Consider the following 17054-nt stretch of genomic DNA (forward strand, 5'->3'; position numbering starts at 1 on the left):
GACCTATGTCTTCGAATCTGTCCCGCCGTTCCGCCCTCGGCCTGGGCGCCGCAGCAGCCGCAGCAGCCACCGTCGGCGTGAGCGCGCCGGCCCACGCCGACCCGGCCGGCGACGACATCGCCGACGTGTACGCCCGGGAGAAGGCCACGGCCGGCGGCACCTGGCACACCCACATCGCCACCGTCGACGGCACCGGGGCGATCACTCCGATCGTCGAGGACGACACCGACCACGTCACCCAGGGCTACAGCGTGCAGAAACTCGCCGTAGCCACAGCGGTCATGGACAAAATCGACCGCGGCGAGCTGTCGCTCGGGCAGAAACTCGATCTTCCGGCCGACATCATCCTGCGCGGCAGCGGCATCTACTTCCTGCACACCGTCTGGGGCGACGAGATCACCGTCGCCAACTTCCTCACCGCGATGCTGCTGATGTCCGACAACACCGCGGTGCGCATGTGCGGCCGCGTCGTCCCGGCCGCCGAGATCAACGAGATCCTTGCCGCGAAGGGGTTCACGCACACCCGCGTCGAGCCGGTCGCCAACCCCAACCGCTTCCTGCTGGGCACCACCACGCCCCGTGAGATGCACGACCTGTTGTGGCGCCTGGCCACCAAGACGCTGCTCAGCCCGCAGTCCTGCTCGTTCCTGCTGAGCATCACCCGCTGGCAGAACGGCTACCACGACGGCGTACGCCGGACCATGTCCTCGGTGGAGCGCAGCCGCGTCGCCACCAAGTACGGCGCCGACTTCAACACCCTCGGCGCGTCCCGGCACGAGGCGGGCATCATGTTCGGCTCGGACGGTGCCCCCAAGCTGACCTACGCCATGTTCGCCGAGGGCCTGGGCGACCGCGACAACTACGGCTCCACCCATCCCGCGGTGCAGGCGCACGCGGTGATCGGGCGCACAATGATGGACAAGCTACCCGCATCGGCCCCCACCACGGCCAAGCAGGGCGACACATTCCGGCCGGTGAACGGCGGCTAGGGCCAGCAGGTCCACGGCGGCTGGGTTCGGTTGTCCGCACCTGGTTGCGGGGGCCAGCACCGATGTGCGGCGGCGGCGCCGGGACAAGGCTGGAGCCGTGAAATCCGTGATCTCCTTGGCGGCCGTGTCCCGGCGGTCTCCGCACGGCGTGCTGGCCCGCGTTCGCCGCCGTCGCCGCCGTTGACACGCTGGTGACCGTCGGCTGGCCCGCCGCCGCGACCTCGCCGTCATGCGCCTCGCCGGGGCCACGAGCGGGCACACGCTGACCGTCGACGTCTGCGAGGCTTTCGGGGTGATCCTGCTGCGGGCTTGGAAGGGCACCCGCGTCTGGCGCGAACTGACGTTCGTGCTCACCGCCGCCATCCTGAGCACGCCGACGTTCGCGCTGGCCCTGCTCGGCATCGTGGCCAGTGCCCTCTCGGTCGCCATTTTCGGTCTCGCCCCGCTGTCCGGCATCCTGGGTCTGGCCCGGCTCACCCCGCGCTACTTCCGCGCCCCGGCCCGCCGGCTGCTCGGCTGGACCTGGCCCGACCCACCCCCGCTCGGGCGGCGCCCGGTCATCGCCGTGCTCAGCGACGCCACTGCCTGGCGCGCCCTCGCGTACTGCTTCCTGCGCTTTCCGCTGTTCTACGTCGGCGCCTACGGCGCAGTGCTGGCGCTGCTCCTCGGCTCGCTCGCGCTGACCTACCCGGTGTGGCGGCTGTCCGCCCCCCACCTGATCGACGGGCCTGCCTGGCAGATCACGCTGGCGCTGATCATCCTGCTGGCCCTGCCCTGGTACCTGCGTCTGATCATCCTGCTGGACTCCCTGCTGGTCCGAGCCCTGCTGCGCCCCAGCCCGGCCGCCCGCCGCAGCGCCCATCTCGAAGCCGGCCGCGCCGCCCTGCAAGCCGACGCAACCGCCATGCTGCGCCGCGTCGAACGCGACCTGCACGACGGTACGCAGGCCCGTCTGGTCGCCCTCGGCGTCGCCCTGTCACGCATCGAGAGCCGCAGTACCGAAGCACCTGTGCAAGCTTTGGCGCGAGACGCGCGCGGCACGGTGACCGAGGCGCTGGCCGAACTTCGCGACATCGTGCGCGGCCTGCACCCGCCGGCCTTGGACGACGGCCTCGACGTGGCCCTGGCCTCCCTGGCCGGTCGCAGCGCGGTGCCCGCGTCGGTGGCGGTCGCCCTGCCGGCCCGGCCCTCCGCCGCCACCGCCTCGGCCGTGTACTTCACCGTCGCCGAGTTGCTGACCAACATCGCCCGCCACTCGGGGGCGACCCGGGCCGGCATCGCGCTGACCCAGGAAGGCCGCTGGCTCACGCTGACGGTCACCGACAACGGTCACGGCGGTGCCGCGGCCCGCTCGGGTACCGGCTTGACCGGGCTGACGCGCCGGGCCGAGGCGCTGGACGGAACTCTGAGCATCACGTCACCACCGGGCGGCCCCACCACCATCACCATGACCCTGCCGCGAGAGGACTGACATGCGCGTTGTCGTAGCCGAGGACAACCCGCTGCTGCGTGACGGCGTGGTACTGCTGCTGGGCGAACACGGCATCACCGTGGTGGCGGCGGTGAGCGACGCCGATGCGCTGCTGGGCGCGGTGGAAGCCGAGCGTCCGGACGCGGCGATCGTGGACGTGCGCATGCCGCCCACCCACACCGACGAGGGTCTGCGGGCCGCGCTGACCATTCGCTCCCAGCACCCCGGCATCGCCGTCCTCGTCTTCTCCCAATGGGTCGAGACCAGCTACGCCCGGAGGCTGCTGTCGGAGAACAAGGGGCACGTCGGCTACCTGCTCAAAGACCGCATCGTCAGCACGGGCGAATTCGTCGAGGTTTTGCGGCGGGTGGCGGCGGGTGGAACGGCTTTGGACCCGGAAGTGGTACGGCATCTGCTCGCCGATCCGGCGACTGATGCCGGGCTCGGGCGGCTGTCGGCCCGCGAACGCGAAATTCTGGGACTGCTGGCCGAGGGGCGGTCCAACGTGGCTGTCGCGGAGAAGCTGCACTTGGTGGAACGCAGCGTGGAGAAGCATGTGACCGCAATCTTTCTCAAGCTCGATCTGATGCAGGATCGCTCGGATCATCGGCGGGTTCTGGCGGTGCTCCGGTTCCTGCGGGGGGTGACGGATTCACCAACCCCTCCAAAGGTCTGACATTGATGGGTGTGGACATGGTGTCCGGTATGGACGAGAGTCAGGGGGCATGACGGATCGTGGTGAGCGCCCGCAGGCGAGCCGGCGTGCGTTTCTTTCTGCCTCTGCTGTTGTTGCTACAACTCCGGTGCTAGCGGCCGGCTCGGGCAGGGCGGCGCAGGCCTCGGTGAGCCGACCCGGCGCGAAGCCGGGCGGATTACCCGAACAACAGCCTGATCGGGCGCTCAAGGCGCTGCTGCGAGAAATTGATCCGCACCGCATCGAGACCACTGTGCGACGGCTTGCTTCCTTCGGTACCCGGCACACCTTGTCCAGTCAGGATGACCCGGTACGCGGGATCGGAGCTGCGCGGGATTGGATTTACGAGCAGTTCCGGGACTACGCCGCCGCTTCGGGCGGGCGGATGACCGTGGAGCTGCAGTCGTACGTTCAGGCTCCCGCCTCTCGCATTCCGGAGCCGACGCGGATCACCAATGTTGTGGCCACGTTGCGGGGCACCGACGAGCCCGGCCGGGTTTATGTGGTGACCGGTCACTATGACTCGCGGGCCAGCGATGTCCTGGACGCGACCAGCGACGCGCCCGGGGCCGACGATGACGCATCCGGGGTAGCCGCCGTCATGGAAATTGCCCGGGTAATGGCGAGGCGGAAGACGCAGGCCACCATCGTTTTTGCGGCGGTGGCGGCCGAGGAGCAGGGACTTTACGGATCCGACCATCTGGCCCAGGTTCTCAAGGACGCCGGCACGGACGTGCAAGCAATGTTCAGCAACGACATTGTGGGCACCGGGGACGCTCACGACGGAACGGCAGCCGACCCGCGTACCGTCCGATTGTTTGTTGAAGGGGTGCCCACGTCCGAAACGCCCGCGCAGGCCACCACCCGCCTCTCGGTCGGGGGTGAGAACGATGGCCCGTCACGGCAGCTCGGCCGGTTCGTCCGGGACGTCGCGCAGAACCCGCAGACCGGCATGTCCGTGCGGGTGGTGTGGCGCCGCGATCGGTATTTGCGCGGCAGTGACCACATTTCGTTTCTGCTGCGCGGGTATCCGGCGGCGCGCTTCACCGAGCCTCGGGAGAATTTCGCTCATGAGCACCAGAATGTGCGCGTGGAAAACGGTGTGCAGTATGGCGATCTCGTGGAGTTCTGCGATTTCCGGTACATCGCCCGGGTGGCCAGGGTGAATGCGGCGGCGTTGTGGTCGCTGGCGCAGGCACCGGGAACGCCGAAGGGTGTGATCATTGACACGACGCAGCTGACCAATGCGACGACGTTGCGGTGGCAGGCTTCCCCGGCGGCCGACATCGCGGGATACGAAGTGGTCTGGCGCGAAACCACGGCTCCGGACTGGGAACACGCGCTGGCCGTGGGAAACGTAACCGCGACGACGATCGACATTTCCAAGGACAACGTCTTCTTCGGGGTACGAGCAATCGATCGCGACGGCCACCGCAGCCCGGTCGCCGCTCCCGTTCCCGGCTGAACGGGAAACGCTTGACCTCAGCTTACCGCAGGCAGCGACGAAGATCACTCGGTCGTTCGGCCCTGTTGACCTGCAGTTTCTCTGCCTACTCTGGCTCTCACGCCAAGCTGGGAGGCTGCCCTGCACGTCAATGCCGCGTACCGCAAGCACCACAACAAGCCTGTCCGCGCCCGTCTGCGCGGCCTGACCCGCAACCCCGCAATCCCCGCCGAACTGCTTCGCCGCCTCATCGACGAGCAGCGTGAGGAAACGCTCGGGTCGCTGAGTTCGCGCAAAGAATGGACGGACTCGCAGTTCCGAGCGCTCGCCGATCACCCCGATGACGGAGTACGTCAACGGGTGGCGCACGCCTGGTACCTGACCCCGGAACAGCGCGCCCACTTCGTTGAGGATCCGAGCCGGAACGTTGTTGCCGCGCTTATCGACTTCGCGGGCATGCTCGCTTTCGGTTCGTGGGAACTGCCGGAACCACCACTGCCGCGGTGGGCCTACGAGCGGATAATCGAGCGGTATCCCCAATGGGGTGTGCTGGCGCTGATGGACGATCCCTTTGTGCCGCAGGACATTCAGGAACGCCTCGGAATTCAAAGGACGGCGCCGACGCCCGAGGTGCCGCTCACCCGCGCGCAAGCGGAGGCGATGGTCGCCACGGACAACGAATACAGCCGGGCCCAAGCTCTGGCTGATCCGCGGGTGCCCGCCGGCATCGCGGCCCGCTTCACCAACGACCCGGCGCACGAGGTACGGCTGGCGGTGTCGCTGCGCCCGGAACTCACCGAGCACCAACGCCAGGCCATCGACTACCACGTGGGTCCCGACGACCGCCTCCGTCCCACGTGGTGGGCCACGACGACCGAGGACCCCGAGGTGCAGCGAACGTGCGCACTGTCGGCCCACATCGGCTTGCGGCGCAGCGTCGCCCTCAACCAGCACCTGTCCCCCGAACTGGTCCCGATTCTCGCGGAAGACACCGATTTCGCGGTACGACTGCTGCTCTGCGAATACAACGCCACCGTAGCCCCGCAACGAGTCGTCACAACGTTCCTCGAAGCCACCACGATGACGGCCGGCCGGCTCTTGGACCACCCCCGGCTGCGCGACTTCCCCTTCGCCAGCCTGGCCGAAGACCCGCACCCCGGCGCGCGAGCACTCGTACCCCGCGATCCCAACGCCGCCCCTGGCCTGATCGAACGCCTGAGCCACGACGAGTACGCGGTGGTGCGAGCACGCATGGCTTCCGACCGTCGGCTGTCGCCCGCGCGGGTGCTGGAGCTGTTCGACGCTGACGAGACAACGGAGGCCGCGGCGGCGAATCCGCACCTGCCGGTGGACATGATGGAACTCATCCTGGCGGATGCGGTCGCGCTCGCCGGCGAGGTGGTTGAGGGCAAGCCCGCGGTGTACCTCGGCCGATGGAATCCGGACACGCTGCCGGACGACGACGAGTGAGGTAGCCGGGACCGCCCGGTGCCGCGGTGATCGCGGGGCCGGGCGGCCCTACGTCGTTGGCGGTGACGCACGCGAAGGCGGCGGCGAGCCCGGGGCCGACATCGAGTCCAAGGCCGGCACCGAGCCGATACCTGGATGGTCCCGAGCGCCCTGCACGACCGTTGCTATTTCCAGGGCTGCGCGGCGCGGGTCGCTGCTCCCATCGGTGCCGAAGATGTCGAGCAGTTGCCAGCCTGCTCGGCGCAACGCTCGGCGCCGGTCGATGTGAGCCTGCGGGCCCTGCTCGTGGACCGCGCAGAACACTCCTATCGCGCTGTCCGGTGGGCCGACGCAGAGGTCGACGGTCCAGGTTCCCACCTTGTAGGCCGGGCGTACGGTCACCTGTTGCCGGCGCAGCTCAGCCGTCAGGACGCCGGGCCAGCCGTCCGGGTCGGGGGCCAGGTCGATCGGGGGTGGCTTGTCGGCCCAGGTAAAGAAGTCGCCGAGCAGGCCGTCCGGGTTCTGCTGGGCGGTGACGACGATCAGGCGGTGGCGGGCTCGGGTGATCATGACGTTGAACAGGTGGGGGTCGGTGGCGAAGCGGCGGCGGCCGGCTGGGGCGCCGGGGTCCAGGCCCAGGGAGGCGACCACGGTGCCGGCTTCGCTGCCTTGGAAGGCGTGCACCGTTCCCACACGCAGGCCGAGGCGCTCGATCTCGTCGGTGGGGAACGCGGCGAGCAGGGCCTTTTCGAGGGCTTCGGCTTGCGGCCGGAAGGGCGACACCACCCCGATTCCGGTACGGCCAGACTCCGCCAAAGACCGGACAACCCCCACCACGGCATCCACCTCGGCAGCCGCAGTCCCCACCCGTACCAGCGAGATAGCGTCGACCGCCTCGGTGCGCGGATGCCGGGTCGCCACCGTCACCCGGTCGTCGTAGAACCGGTGCGCCGAGAAGCCGATCAGGTGCGGAGTGCTGCGGTGATGCTCGTCCAACCAGATCGCCGGGGCAGCGCCGGCCGCCAAGTCATACGTGCTGACCCGGCGGACGTCCAGCCGGTCGTCGGCGTGGTACCGGCTGAGCACCTCGGCCACGTCCACGTCACTGACGAACGAGACGAAGCGCAGTTGCCGGGGATCGCCGACCACCAACGCCCGCCGGGCCCGGGCCAGCACCGGTGCCGCCCGGATCTGATCGACGTGGGACGCCTCATCGAGCACCACCAGGTCGAACATGCCGGGCGTGGCGGGCAGCAGGTCCTCCACATCCGCCACGGTGCCGATCCACAGCGGCAGTGCCCGCACCAGCGACGCAGCGTCCAATCTGGACAGCAACTCGCGCCGTCGGTTACGCCCGGCCCGCAACGCCGCAGCCAGTGCCGCAGCACCCCGCCGAGCCTCGGCATCCCACCGCTTCCGGCTACGCGCAGCCCGATGCATCGCCGCGCCAACCGCCTGTGCCAGCGTCTCCTCCGCCGCCTGCAAACCCTCCCACTGCGGCGCCAGGTCCGTGCCACCAGCCGCGGCCAGTCGCGCCGCAGCACGCTGCGCGGTCGCCGCCCGGATCGCCTCCCGCATTTTCTCTTCCGGTACGCCCCCAGCAGCGTGCAGCATCCGCCGCACCCGCCACCGGGCCCACCACGATGAACCGGCACGGTCGAGCAACCGGACGGCCCGGTCAAGATCTACCGCGTCATCGAACGCTCCTGGCACGTCGGCGGCGAGGCCGGGCAGGAGTGGCTGCCAGGCCGGCAACCCGGCTGCCGCCTCGTGCTCGGCCAGCGCGGCTTGCAGGCGCGCCGCTGCACCCCGTACCAGATCATGGTTTTCTGTCACGGTCTGCTGGTCTGCCCGCAGCTCGCGCTCCGACGGGCCGTCGGCGGCACCGCCCGCCAGCTCCGCGGCAAGCGCGGCCCGCCGTTCGGCGTTGCCGAACAATACCGGCGACGGACTCGGATAGCGGGTGAGCAGCGCGGCCAGTACGTCGGCGGCGTGCGGTGACTGCGTCGCAACCAGCACCGAACCCCCTCGGTGCACCACCTCCAGCGCCGCGGCGATGACGGTGTGACTCTTGCCGCTGCCGGGCGGGCCGGACACCACCGTCACCGGTGCCGTTCGCGCCCTCGCCACGACTTTTTCCTGAGCCTGCGTCAACGGCAGCGGGGAAAGAATCGGAGTGCTGTCGGGTTCCGGCTCGCCGGGTGGGTCGTAGACCGCCGCCAGCGCTGTCGCGTGCAGCTCCCGGCCCGCCCAGCTGCGCAAACTGTCGACCAGACCGCCGCCGAACACGTCCCGGCCGACGAACAGGGCCGCGGCGGCGACCACGACAAGCCGATCGCCGGGCAACCTGGAGGTGGCGGTGGTCACAGCGTCGATGGGCAAACCGGTGGCCTCGGCGGCCGACCAGAGCCAGGACTTCGTGCCGATCGCCTCGAGCCAGCCCGGCGTTGCCAAACCGGGGGCCGCCTCCATCTCCGCAGCCAGGCCACGGTCCTCCAGCAGCGGCGTCAGCTCGGCATCACCCGCGGCGACGATGCGGTAGCCGCTGAGGGTGCGCTCCAGACGTACCGGCTGAGTGAGCAACGGCACGCGAACCTTGCGCCGCACTCCCTCGATCTCGGCCCGCCCAGCCACGAACCCCCACCCCCGTTGGGGCCGGGGGCGGTGCGGCCGCTCTTGCTGAAGCGGGCTTCGCCGGGGGCCGTGCCGGGGCCGATCGCGCCGCCTGTCTGCTTGGCTGTGCGCAGGTCATCGAGCCAGCCGGTCTCCTCGCCGGAGACCTGCTCGGGCTCGACCGCCTCCGAGCGGCCCCGACCGAACAGCCGCCGGCTGCGGCCGGTCTGCTCGGTGTGGTCCTCGTAGTCGTCGGGCCTTTCGGCACCGCGCCTGCTCACGGCTGGTCCTCTCCGGCGCTTCCGCCGCTGTCGTCACCCTCCGGCACCCCACCCGAGGCACCGTCCACCACCGCACCCGAGGCACCCGCCGCAGGACCGGCGGAGGCACCCGGGGCACTCAACCGCGCCCTGCGTGCGGCGCCCCGCTGCGCCTTACCCGAGGTCCGCGACGAAACCTCACCCGTTGCAACCTCGGCTGACAGCTCCGGCCGCACCTGAGCGGAGGCATCTTCCACCACCGCACCCAGCGCCGCATCCGGCACCCCCGCCGAAGCACCCTCCGGCACTTCGTCAAGACCACCCTTACCTGACGCCGTTCCCGGCAACGCCCCAGCACCCTCGCCGGAAGCGCTCCCAGAGCCACCGGTAGCCGCCGGAACACCGCCCGGCCCGGACGATCTCCCTCCGACTCCACGGACGATTCTGCGCAACAGCGGCAAACGCTCCGCCATTGCCCTTTCGGCTCCGTGGTCTGTCGGCTGGTAGTACTGCGTGCCGGTCAGATCATCCGGCACATACTGCTGCCTAACAACACCCTTGGGGTCGTCGTGCGGGTAGCGGTAGCCGCGACCGTGGCCCAGGCCCTTGCTTCCCGGGTAGTGGGCGTCTCGCAGGTGGGCCGGCACCGCGCCGCCTCGGCCGGCTCGGACATCGCTCATCGCGGCGAACAGGGCTGTGGTCACCGCGTTTGACTTCGGGGCGGTGGCCATGTGGATGACCGCCTGGGCCAGGCTGAGTTGCGCCTCGGGCAGGCCTACCGATTGGACCGCTTGGGCGGCGGCCGTGGCTATCAACAGTGCCTGGGGGTCGGCCATGCCGACGTCCTCGCTGGCAAAGATCACGATGCGGCGGGCGATGAACCGGGGGTCTTCGCCGGCTACCAGCATGCGGGCCAGCCAGTGCACGGCCGCGTCGGGGTCCGAGCCGCGCATGCTCTTGATGAAGGCGCTGGTCACGTCGTAGTGCGCGTCGCCGTCGCGGTCGTAACGGACTGCCGCTACGTCCACTGCTTTCTCGGCGGTGGCCAGATCGATGTCGGTGACGCCTTGCGCCTGAGCTGAGCCGGCTGCCGCTTCAAGGGCAGTGAGTGCTTTGCGTACGTCCCCAGCTGCCAGCCGTACCAGGTGGTCCTCGGCCTCGGCGGTAAGCGTGACCTGCCCGCCCAGCCCGCGCTCGTCGGTCACCGCGCGGCGCAGCAGCCCCCGCACATCGTCCTCGTCAAGACCCTTGAGAGTGAGCAGCACGCAGCGCGACAGCAGCGGCGAGATCACCGAGAAGTAGGGGTTTTCCGTGGTCGCGGCGAGCAGGGTCACCGTGCGATCCTCGACGGCGGCGAGCAGCGAGTCCTGCTGGGTCTTGCTGAAGCGGTGCACCTCGTCGATGAACAGCACCGTGGGCGGGCCACCGGCTCGGCGTTCGCGGCGGGCGGTGTCGATCACGGCTCGGACGTCCTTGACGCCGGCGGTCAGCGCGGACATCGCCACGAACTTGCGGTTGGTGGCTCCGGCGACCAGGTGGGCGATGGTGGTCTTGCCGGTGCCGGGCGGCCCCCAGAGGATCACCGACATGGGGCTGGTGCCGGTGACGAGCTGGCGCAGCGGCGCTCCGGGGGCCAGCAGATGCTGCTGGCCGACGAGCTCATCCAGGGTGAGCGGGCGCATACGTACGGGCAAGGGTGATGCGGCGTCCGGCCGGGAGAAGCCGGATTCCATGGCAGCCGGGGGTGCGGTGCGCACGGCACCCGGATCGCCCAAAGAGAAGAGCCCGTCGAATTCCATCGGCAACGACAGTACCGGCCCGCCGCCCGGAGCCGGAAATGCCCCGAATGCCCGAACGCCGCCCACCTCGGACGAGGTAGGCGGCGCGGACAGACTCAACAGCTCAACCGCGGCCGGCAAGCAGGACAGCAACGGCCGTGGAACAGCAGGGACAGCAGCTCAGCCGCGGCCGGGGCGACGGCCGTAGAAGCGGCGGCCCGAGCCGGAGCCGCTGCCGTTGCGCGGGCCGCTGCCCACGCCGGCCAGGTACAGAGCGAGCAGGAGCAGGCCGAGCGAGGTGAACGTCTCGAAGTTGAACAGGTCGGAGTGCTTGACGTCGAACAAGTCGAGCAGCAGGTAGATGCCGAAAACAACGGCCGCGGCGATCGCGAGCATGGGGAGCCTCCATGGGGGGTGAGAGCACTTCGCCGGGGCTGTTACCCACGGGGTGCTCACGCGCAAACCGGTTCGCGGCTCGGTGTGCGCCGGGCGGCGAGATAGAGCGGCGCGGCCAGGGCCAGCACGATCGCTCCGGTCAGCAGCGACACCACCAGACTGGTCGCACCGGCGAGCGCGGTCAGCCCGATGACGCCCAGCGCGCCGGCGGGTTGGGAGACCATCGAGTTGAGCGAGAGCAGGCTCGCCCGGTACGGCCCCTCGACCTGGCGGTGCAGCAGTCCGCTGTGGACCGCGCCGGAGGCACCGTGCACGGTGTAGCAGAGCAGGTACCCCGTGATCACGCCGACCGGACCGGCGAGCAGGCCCATCATGGCGACGGTGGCACCCTGCAGCAGACGCAGCACGAACCCGGTCCAGGGTGCGCCGATGCGGCGGGCGAGCAGCGGGATCAGCGCGGCACCGGCGGCGGAGGCGAGCCAGCCCGCCGAGCCGACCGGGCCCATCAGCGCCGACGCTCGGTCGGTGCTGCGCAGCACGTCGGCCAGCCGGACCGGGGTGAGGGTTTCGAACGCGACCATCCCGAAGCCCCAGAACAGCTCCACCGAGACCAGCGCGACGATCACCCGGGAGCGGCGTAGCAGGCCGAGGGCGCCGCCGATGGCCGCAGGCACCCCCCGTACCGAAGAAATCAGCGCGGCCATGCCACGACCCGGACGATCCTCGGTCATGACGGTCACCACCGCGACCAGCGAGCCCACTTGCAGGCCCAACGCGACGTAGACGGGCAGGTTGATCGAGACGAGCGCGACCAGGCCGCCGCTGAGCAGCGCACCCGCACCGATCGCCACGCCCAGCACCGCGTTGCTGTGGCTGAGCCCGGTTTCGATGTCCGCAGCTTCGTCGGCGGCCAGCGCGTGGTCGACGTACCAGGCTTCGAGCGGACCGCTGTCCAGAGCGCGATAGACGCCCTGCAGCGCGAAGAAGAGGACGAACATGGTGACGGTGTCGGCGATGGTGAGCAGCGACAACGCCCCGATCTCGATCATCCCGGCGAGCAGCAGCACCGGACGCCGCCCCAGCGCGTCGCTCAGCCCGCCGGTGGGCAGTTCCAGGAACAGCACGACCATGCCCTGCAACGCAGCGGCCGAGCCGTACTGCGCCAGCGTGAGCCCGCGGTCGAGGGGCAGCAGCGCCGAGATCGGAATCAACAAGCCGACCGGCAACCAGCGCAGCGCGAGCAGAAACAGAAAGCGGCGCCGGGCTTGGGCGGCGGTCACGGCTCCTCTATCCGCGGCATGGCGCACAGGTAGTACATGACCTGGCGCGCGTCCGGTCCGGGGGCGGCTTGCCGGTAGCGCTCGATGACCGCGTCAAGCTCGGCCGTCATGGCGCTCAACTGCTCGGCGTTGACCGTGACGTAGTAGTCGGAGAAGGAGGCGGCCGCGCGCCACTCGGCCGGCTCCTCGTTCTGCACCTGCCGCCAGCGTTCGACGCGCTCGTTGAGGTAGGCCAGTTGCTGGCCTTCGAGCCAGTCGGAGGCGGCGGTGGCGTCGGGATCGCCCTCGAACGCGTCGCGCTTCCAGCTGCTGATGTCGTGCGCGGCCCGCCACCACCGCTCGCGGCCGCGTCCGGTGTCGCTGTCCTCCACAACCAGCCCGACGTCGGCGAGCTGGCGCAGGTGGTAACTGGTAGCGCCGGTATTGGTCCCGAGAACTTCGGCGAGCCGGGTCGCGGTGAGCGGGCCGTCCAAGCGCAGCCGGCCGAGGAGCCGGGAACGCAGCGGGTGCGCGAGGACCCGGATCTGCTTGGGGTCAAGGATGACGCGACGGGATGACATGCTCTGCACAGTACCTGTGCACAGAATTTGTGCAAGATTTCTGTGCAGCCTTTTTGTGCAAGGATGTGGACCATGGTGAATGCGAGGCAGGCGACGCCCGGGGATGCGCGCGAGCTGATGCGGCTGCGCAAGGTGATGCTCGAATCCATGGACCCGGCGGTGCCCGATGGCCCCTGGCAGCAGACCGGGATCGAGCTGCTGCAGGACCGCCTGGGCGACGATCTCGCCGCCTTCGTCGTGGACCAGCCCGAGGGTCGGGGTCTCGCGGCCTGCGTCGTGGGCGCTGTGGATCAACGGCTGCCGGGTCCGAGCGATCCGACCGGTCTTCGCGGGTACGTCTACAGCGTCGCGACCGACCCGGCGTACCGTCGCCGGGGTTTCTCCCGGGCCTGCATGACCGCCCTGCTGGACTGGTACACCCAGCGGGGCATCAGTGCCGTTGATCTGCGCGCCTCACCCGACGGCCGGGCGCTGTACGAGTCGCTCGGTTTCCGCCTGACCGAGGACCCGTCGATGCGGATCTACCTGGTCCCGCGTCCTTGACCTGAACCAAGGTTCAAGGTGGACGGTGGTTCGATAACCCTCGACGAAGCTCTGTTCTCATACTTCGACCGCGAACTCGCCCCGGCCGCGTGGCGTGACGTGCTCACAATGTGGTGGCCGCGGTTGCTGCCGGGCATCGCCGCCGGGGCTACCCACGGGGTGATCAGGGTCGGTCATGCGGTCCGGGCGCTGCTGGAGAAGGAGACCCCGCAGCGCGTGGGCGGGCTCGGGCAGGGGCTGGCGTCCTGGGCGGCCCGGTGGCAGCCCCTGGCTCCAGTGGGACGAGGTCCTTACCGGGTTGGTGATCCGCGGGCGGCGCTTGATGCCTGATCGCCGCGCCACGGACCTCATAGCAGCTTGAACAGCAGAGCCGTCTCCCACATGTGCATGTCGGGTTGCTCAGCCGGGTTGGTCAGCAACACCTCCAGCCGGGCCGTCCACACCTCACCGTCCGGGGTCGGCGTCATGTCCCAGGCCAGGCCCTCGCGCTGCGCCCAGTCGAGCAGGTTCGCCGTGACGCCCATCAGCTCGTCCGGATGCCCGACATGGGTGACACTCGCATACCGCCCGGCCGGCAACACGTCAACGAAGGTGGGCTCCTCCACCTCGATCGGCGCGGCCAGCGGAATCCCGGCCTCCACGACCAACTCGGCCGACATGTCGATGACCCGGTACCGGAAGAAGGGAGCGCCGACCGGTGCGACACCCCGCTCCCCCAGCCACGAGAACATCCCCGGCAGATGGTCGGCTACCTGAGCAAACTCGGTCATGGTGATGGACTCACGCCGGCCGGCATAAACCTGCTCGGGCCGCTCAACGACGGTCGGCTGCAGCAACATGGCTCTTATTGTGCGGGTTGCCGGGTTCCCGCGCGCGAGGGCAAACGCAGGCGAGGCCGGGCGACAACGCCGGCCAGGCCGCGGGGACGGCTCAGGGGCGCAGGACTTCGGAGGCCGGGCGCAGGCGTATGCCCAGCAGGTTCGTCGCACGGGTGCTGTCCAGCGTGACCCAGGCCGGGCGCGGCCCTGCCCCCGCCTCGGCGATTGTGCACTGCGGCACCGAGGCCGGATCGAGCCCATGCGCGCGGGCGACCAGCTCCCCCAGCTCGGCTCGCGTCAGCACCTGCGGGCCGGCCACGTTGATGGTGCCCGCGTAGTCGGTAGTCGCCAGCTCAAGGATGGCGGCAGCCAGGTCGGTGGCGTCGATGGGGCAGCGGACCTCGTCGGTGAACAGGGCGCCCTGCCGCACGCCGCGGATCAGGTCGAGAGCAAGCCGCACCTGGGCGCTGCGGTGGTCGCCGATGATCAGGGAGGTTCGCACGATGGCCGCGGACGGGGTGATGGCCTTGACGGCGGTTTCGGCTGCGGCTTTGGCTGCGCCGTACATCGTGATCGGCGTGGGATCGTCGTCGTCGGCGTAGGGTTCGGGGCGACCGGCGTGCAGGGCGTCCGTGGAGATGTGGATCAGGCGGGCGTTGCCGGCGAACAGGGCCACGTTGGCGGCACCGTCGGCGCAGGTTGCCCACTCGGTAGCTCGGTAGGCGGTGTTGACGATGAGCTGTGGACGTACCGCTGCGAAAAGGGCTTGGACTGCGGCCCGGTCGCGGATGTCCAGGGGTGACCAGCCGCTGGCAGCCGTTGTTGCCGTTCCCGCTACCTCGTGCCCGGCCGCCGACGCCAGCCGGGCCACCTCACCTCCGAGGTGCCCGCCGGCGCCGACGACCAGGATCTTCATTTAGTTCGAGGGCTCGACCGGAGCCGCAACCCCATCCGTGCCGGGCGTCCCCGCGGCCGCCTTGGGCTTGGCGTCGATGCCGGCCTCGAGCCGCTGCTGAGTGGTGATCGGGGTGGGCGCGGTGGTCAGCGGGTCGTAGCCGCCGCGGGTCTTGGGGAACGCGATGACCTCGCGGATCGACTCGTTGCCGGACAGCAGCATGCAGGTGCGGTCCCACCCGAGCGCGATGCCGGCGTGCGGGGGCGGGCCGTACTTGAAGGCCTCGAGCAGGAAGCCGAACTTGTCCTGGGCCTCCTCGGGCGTGATGCCGAGCAGGTCGAACACCCGGCTCTGCACGTCGCCCTGGTGGATACGGACGCTGCCGCCGCCGATCTCGTTGCCGTTGACCACGATGTCGTACGCGTAGGCCAGGGCCTGGTCGGGCGCCTCTTCGAAGCGGTCCAGCCATTCGGCGTTCGGGGAGGTGAACGGGTGGTGCACGGCCGTCCAGCCGCCCTCGTCGGTCTTCTCGAACATCGGCGCGTCGACGACCCAGCAGAACGCCCACGCCGACTCGTCGATCAGCCCGGAACGCTTGGCGATCTCGATGCGGGCCGCGCCGAGCAGTTCCTGGGCCTCGCGGCGCTCGGTGGCGGCCGCGAAGAAGATGGCGTCGCCTGGCTTGGCGCCGACCACATCGGCCAGTCCACCGAGGTGCTCGGCGGACAGGTTCTTGGCGACCGGGCCACGCGGCTCACCGGTCTCGGCGTCGAGCACCACGTAGGCCAGACCGCGGGCGCCGCGGGCCTTGGCCCAGTCCTGCCAGCCGTCCAGCTCCTTGCGGGTCTGCGAAGCGCCCCCGGGCATGACCACCGCGCCGACATATCCACCGGCCGCGATGGCACCGGCGAACACGCGGAACTCGGTGCCCTCGAGGTAGGAGGTCAGCTCGGTCAGCTCGACGCCGTAGCGCAGGTCGGGCTTGTCGGAGCCGTAGCGGTTCATCGCGTCGGTCCAGGTGATCCGTGGGATCGGCGTCTGCACCTGGTAGCCGGCCAGTTCGCCCCACAGCTTGCTGACCAGCTCCTCGCCGAGCTCGATGATGTCCTCCTGGGTGACGAAGGACATCTCGATGTCGAGCTGGGTGAACTCGGGCTGCCGGTCGGCGCGGAAGTCCTCGTCGCGGTAGCAGCGCGCGATCTGGTAGTAGCGCTCCAGGCCGGCCACCATCAGCAACTGCTTGAACAGCTGCGGGGACTGCGGCAGGGCATACCAGGTGCCCGGCTGCAGACGCACCGGCACCAGGAAGTCGCGCGCGCCCTCGGGGGTCGACCGGGTCAGCGTCGGCGTTTCGATCTCGTTGAAGTCGCGCGCGTGCAGCACCTCGCGGGCGATCTGGTTGGCGCGGCTGCGCAGCTTGAGCGCGTTGGCCGGGCCCGAGCGCCGCAGGTCGAGATAGCGGTACTTCAGGCGCAGGTCGTCGGAGGCGGTGATGGTGTCGTCAACCGGCAACGGCAGCGGCGCGGCCTCGGAGAGCACGACCAGCTCGCTGGCCACGACCTCGATGGCGCCGGTGGCCAGCTCGGGGTTCTCGTTGCCCTCGGGGCGCGCGTTGACCTCGCCGGTCACCTTGACGCAGAACTCGTTGCGCAGCGCGTGCGCGTCCTCCTCGCGGAAGACCACCTGGACGATCCCGGAGGCATCCCGCAGATCGACGAAGATCACGCCGCCGTGGTCGCGCCGGCGGGCCACCCACCCGGCGAGCGTCACCGTCTGCCCGGCGTGCTCGGCCCGCAGGCTGCCGGCGTCATGGGTACGGATCACGGAAGCTCTCCTCATTCAGGGACACGATGCGCACCCGACA

Annotated in this window: 14 protein-coding genes and 1 pseudogene; 7 read left to right on the top strand and 8 right to left on the bottom strand. The window is 69.9% G+C overall.

The window, feature by feature from the left end:
- Positions 1–5 precede the first annotated feature (5 nt).
- The 5 genes from TFC3_RS21085 to TFC3_RS21105 all read left to right on the top strand — a co-directional run bounded on the left by TFC3_RS21085 (position 6) and on the right by TFC3_RS21105 (position 6068).
- Positions 6–989 carry a serine hydrolase gene (locus tag TFC3_RS21085; protein ID WP_067502646.1) on the top strand — a complete coding sequence of 328 codons (984 nt, stop codon included), beginning with the start codon at positions 6–8 and terminating at the stop codon, positions 987–989.
- Positions 990–1218: 229 nt separating this feature from the next.
- Positions 1219–2460 (top strand): sensor histidine kinase, encoded by a 1242-nt coding sequence (locus TFC3_RS21090; RefSeq protein ID WP_082772204.1) that lies wholly within the window; start codon positions 1219–1221, stop codon positions 2458–2460.
- A gap of 1 nt (position 2461) precedes the next feature.
- Positions 2462–3136, top strand: a complete 675-nt coding sequence (locus TFC3_RS21095; RefSeq protein WP_067502649.1) for a response regulator transcription factor — start codon at positions 2462–2464, stop codon at positions 3134–3136.
- Between the two features lie 166 nt (positions 3137–3302).
- On the top strand, positions 3303–4619 hold the full coding sequence (locus tag TFC3_RS21100; RefSeq protein WP_369819635.1) for a M20/M25/M40 family metallo-hydrolase: 1317 nt from the start codon (positions 3303–3305) through the stop codon (positions 4617–4619).
- Between the two features lie 339 nt (positions 4620–4958).
- Positions 4959–6068 (top strand): hypothetical protein, encoded by a 1110-nt coding sequence (locus TFC3_RS21105; protein WP_067502654.1) that lies wholly within the window; start codon positions 4959–4961, stop codon positions 6066–6068.
- Between the two features lie 48 nt (positions 6069–6116).
- On the opposite strand, the gene TFC3_RS21110 is transcribed toward TFC3_RS21105, so the two are convergent.
- The 5 genes from TFC3_RS21110 to TFC3_RS21130 all read right to left on the bottom strand — a co-directional run bounded on the left by TFC3_RS21110 (position 6117) and on the right by TFC3_RS21130 (position 12934).
- Positions 6117–8681, bottom strand: a complete 2565-nt coding sequence (locus TFC3_RS21110; RefSeq protein WP_067502657.1) for an AAA domain-containing protein — start codon at positions 8679–8681, stop codon at positions 6117–6119.
- A gap of 256 nt (positions 8682–8937) precedes the next feature.
- On the bottom strand, positions 8938–10719 hold the full coding sequence (locus TFC3_RS21115; RefSeq protein WP_067507184.1) for a replication-associated recombination protein A: 1782 nt from the start codon (positions 10717–10719) through the stop codon (positions 8938–8940).
- A gap of 159 nt (positions 10720–10878) precedes the next feature.
- Positions 10879–11094, bottom strand: a complete 216-nt coding sequence (locus tag TFC3_RS21120; protein WP_067502660.1) for a hypothetical protein — start codon at positions 11092–11094, stop codon at positions 10879–10881.
- A 56-nt stretch (positions 11095–11150) separates the two neighbouring features.
- Complete coding sequence (locus TFC3_RS21125; protein WP_082772205.1) at positions 11151–12374, bottom strand: MFS transporter; 1224 nt, start codon at positions 12372–12374, stop codon at positions 11151–11153.
- Positions 12371–12934 carry a winged helix-turn-helix domain-containing protein gene (locus tag TFC3_RS21130; RefSeq protein WP_067502666.1) on the bottom strand — a complete coding sequence of 188 codons (564 nt, stop codon included), beginning with the start codon at positions 12932–12934 and terminating at the stop codon, positions 12371–12373. The genes TFC3_RS21125 and TFC3_RS21130 overlap by 4 nt, the downstream gene beginning before the upstream one ends.
- Before the next feature lie 72 nt (positions 12935–13006).
- Here TFC3_RS21130 and TFC3_RS21135 point away from each other — a divergent pair, with 72 nt between their 5' ends.
- Together TFC3_RS21135 and TFC3_RS21140 are read left to right on the top strand one after the other, a co-directional pair.
- Positions 13007–13477 carry a GNAT family N-acetyltransferase gene (locus TFC3_RS21135; protein WP_067502670.1) on the top strand — a complete coding sequence of 157 codons (471 nt, stop codon included), beginning with the start codon at positions 13007–13009 and terminating at the stop codon, positions 13475–13477.
- Positions 13478–13534: 57 nt separating this feature from the next.
- Positions 13535–13804 (top strand): annotated as a pseudogene (locus TFC3_RS21140) (hypothetical protein); the annotation flags it as partial.
- A gap of 20 nt (positions 13805–13824) precedes the next feature.
- Here the strand turns inward: TFC3_RS21140 and TFC3_RS21145 are convergent.
- The 3 genes from TFC3_RS21145 to aspS form a co-directional block, all read right to left on the bottom strand.
- On the bottom strand, positions 13825–14316 hold the full coding sequence (locus TFC3_RS21145) for a GyrI-like domain-containing protein (protein ID WP_067502676.1): 492 nt from the start codon (positions 14314–14316) through the stop codon (positions 13825–13827).
- 91 nt (positions 14317–14407) lie between these two features.
- A complete protein-coding gene (locus TFC3_RS21150) occupies positions 14408–15211 on the bottom strand; it encodes a sugar nucleotide-binding protein (RefSeq protein ID WP_067502680.1) in 804 nt (267 codons plus the stop codon).
- Positions 15212–17014 carry an aspartate--tRNA ligase gene (gene aspS / locus TFC3_RS21155; protein ID WP_067502683.1) on the bottom strand — a complete coding sequence of 601 codons (1803 nt, stop codon included), beginning with the start codon at positions 17012–17014 and terminating at the stop codon, positions 15212–15214. It lies immediately after the preceding gene.
- Positions 17015–17054 lie beyond the last annotated feature (40 nt).

It is taken from the genome of Actinoplanes sp. TFC3 (genome assembly GCF_001553785.1).
GTDB lineage: Bacteria > Actinomycetota > Actinomycetes > Mycobacteriales > Micromonosporaceae > Actinoplanes.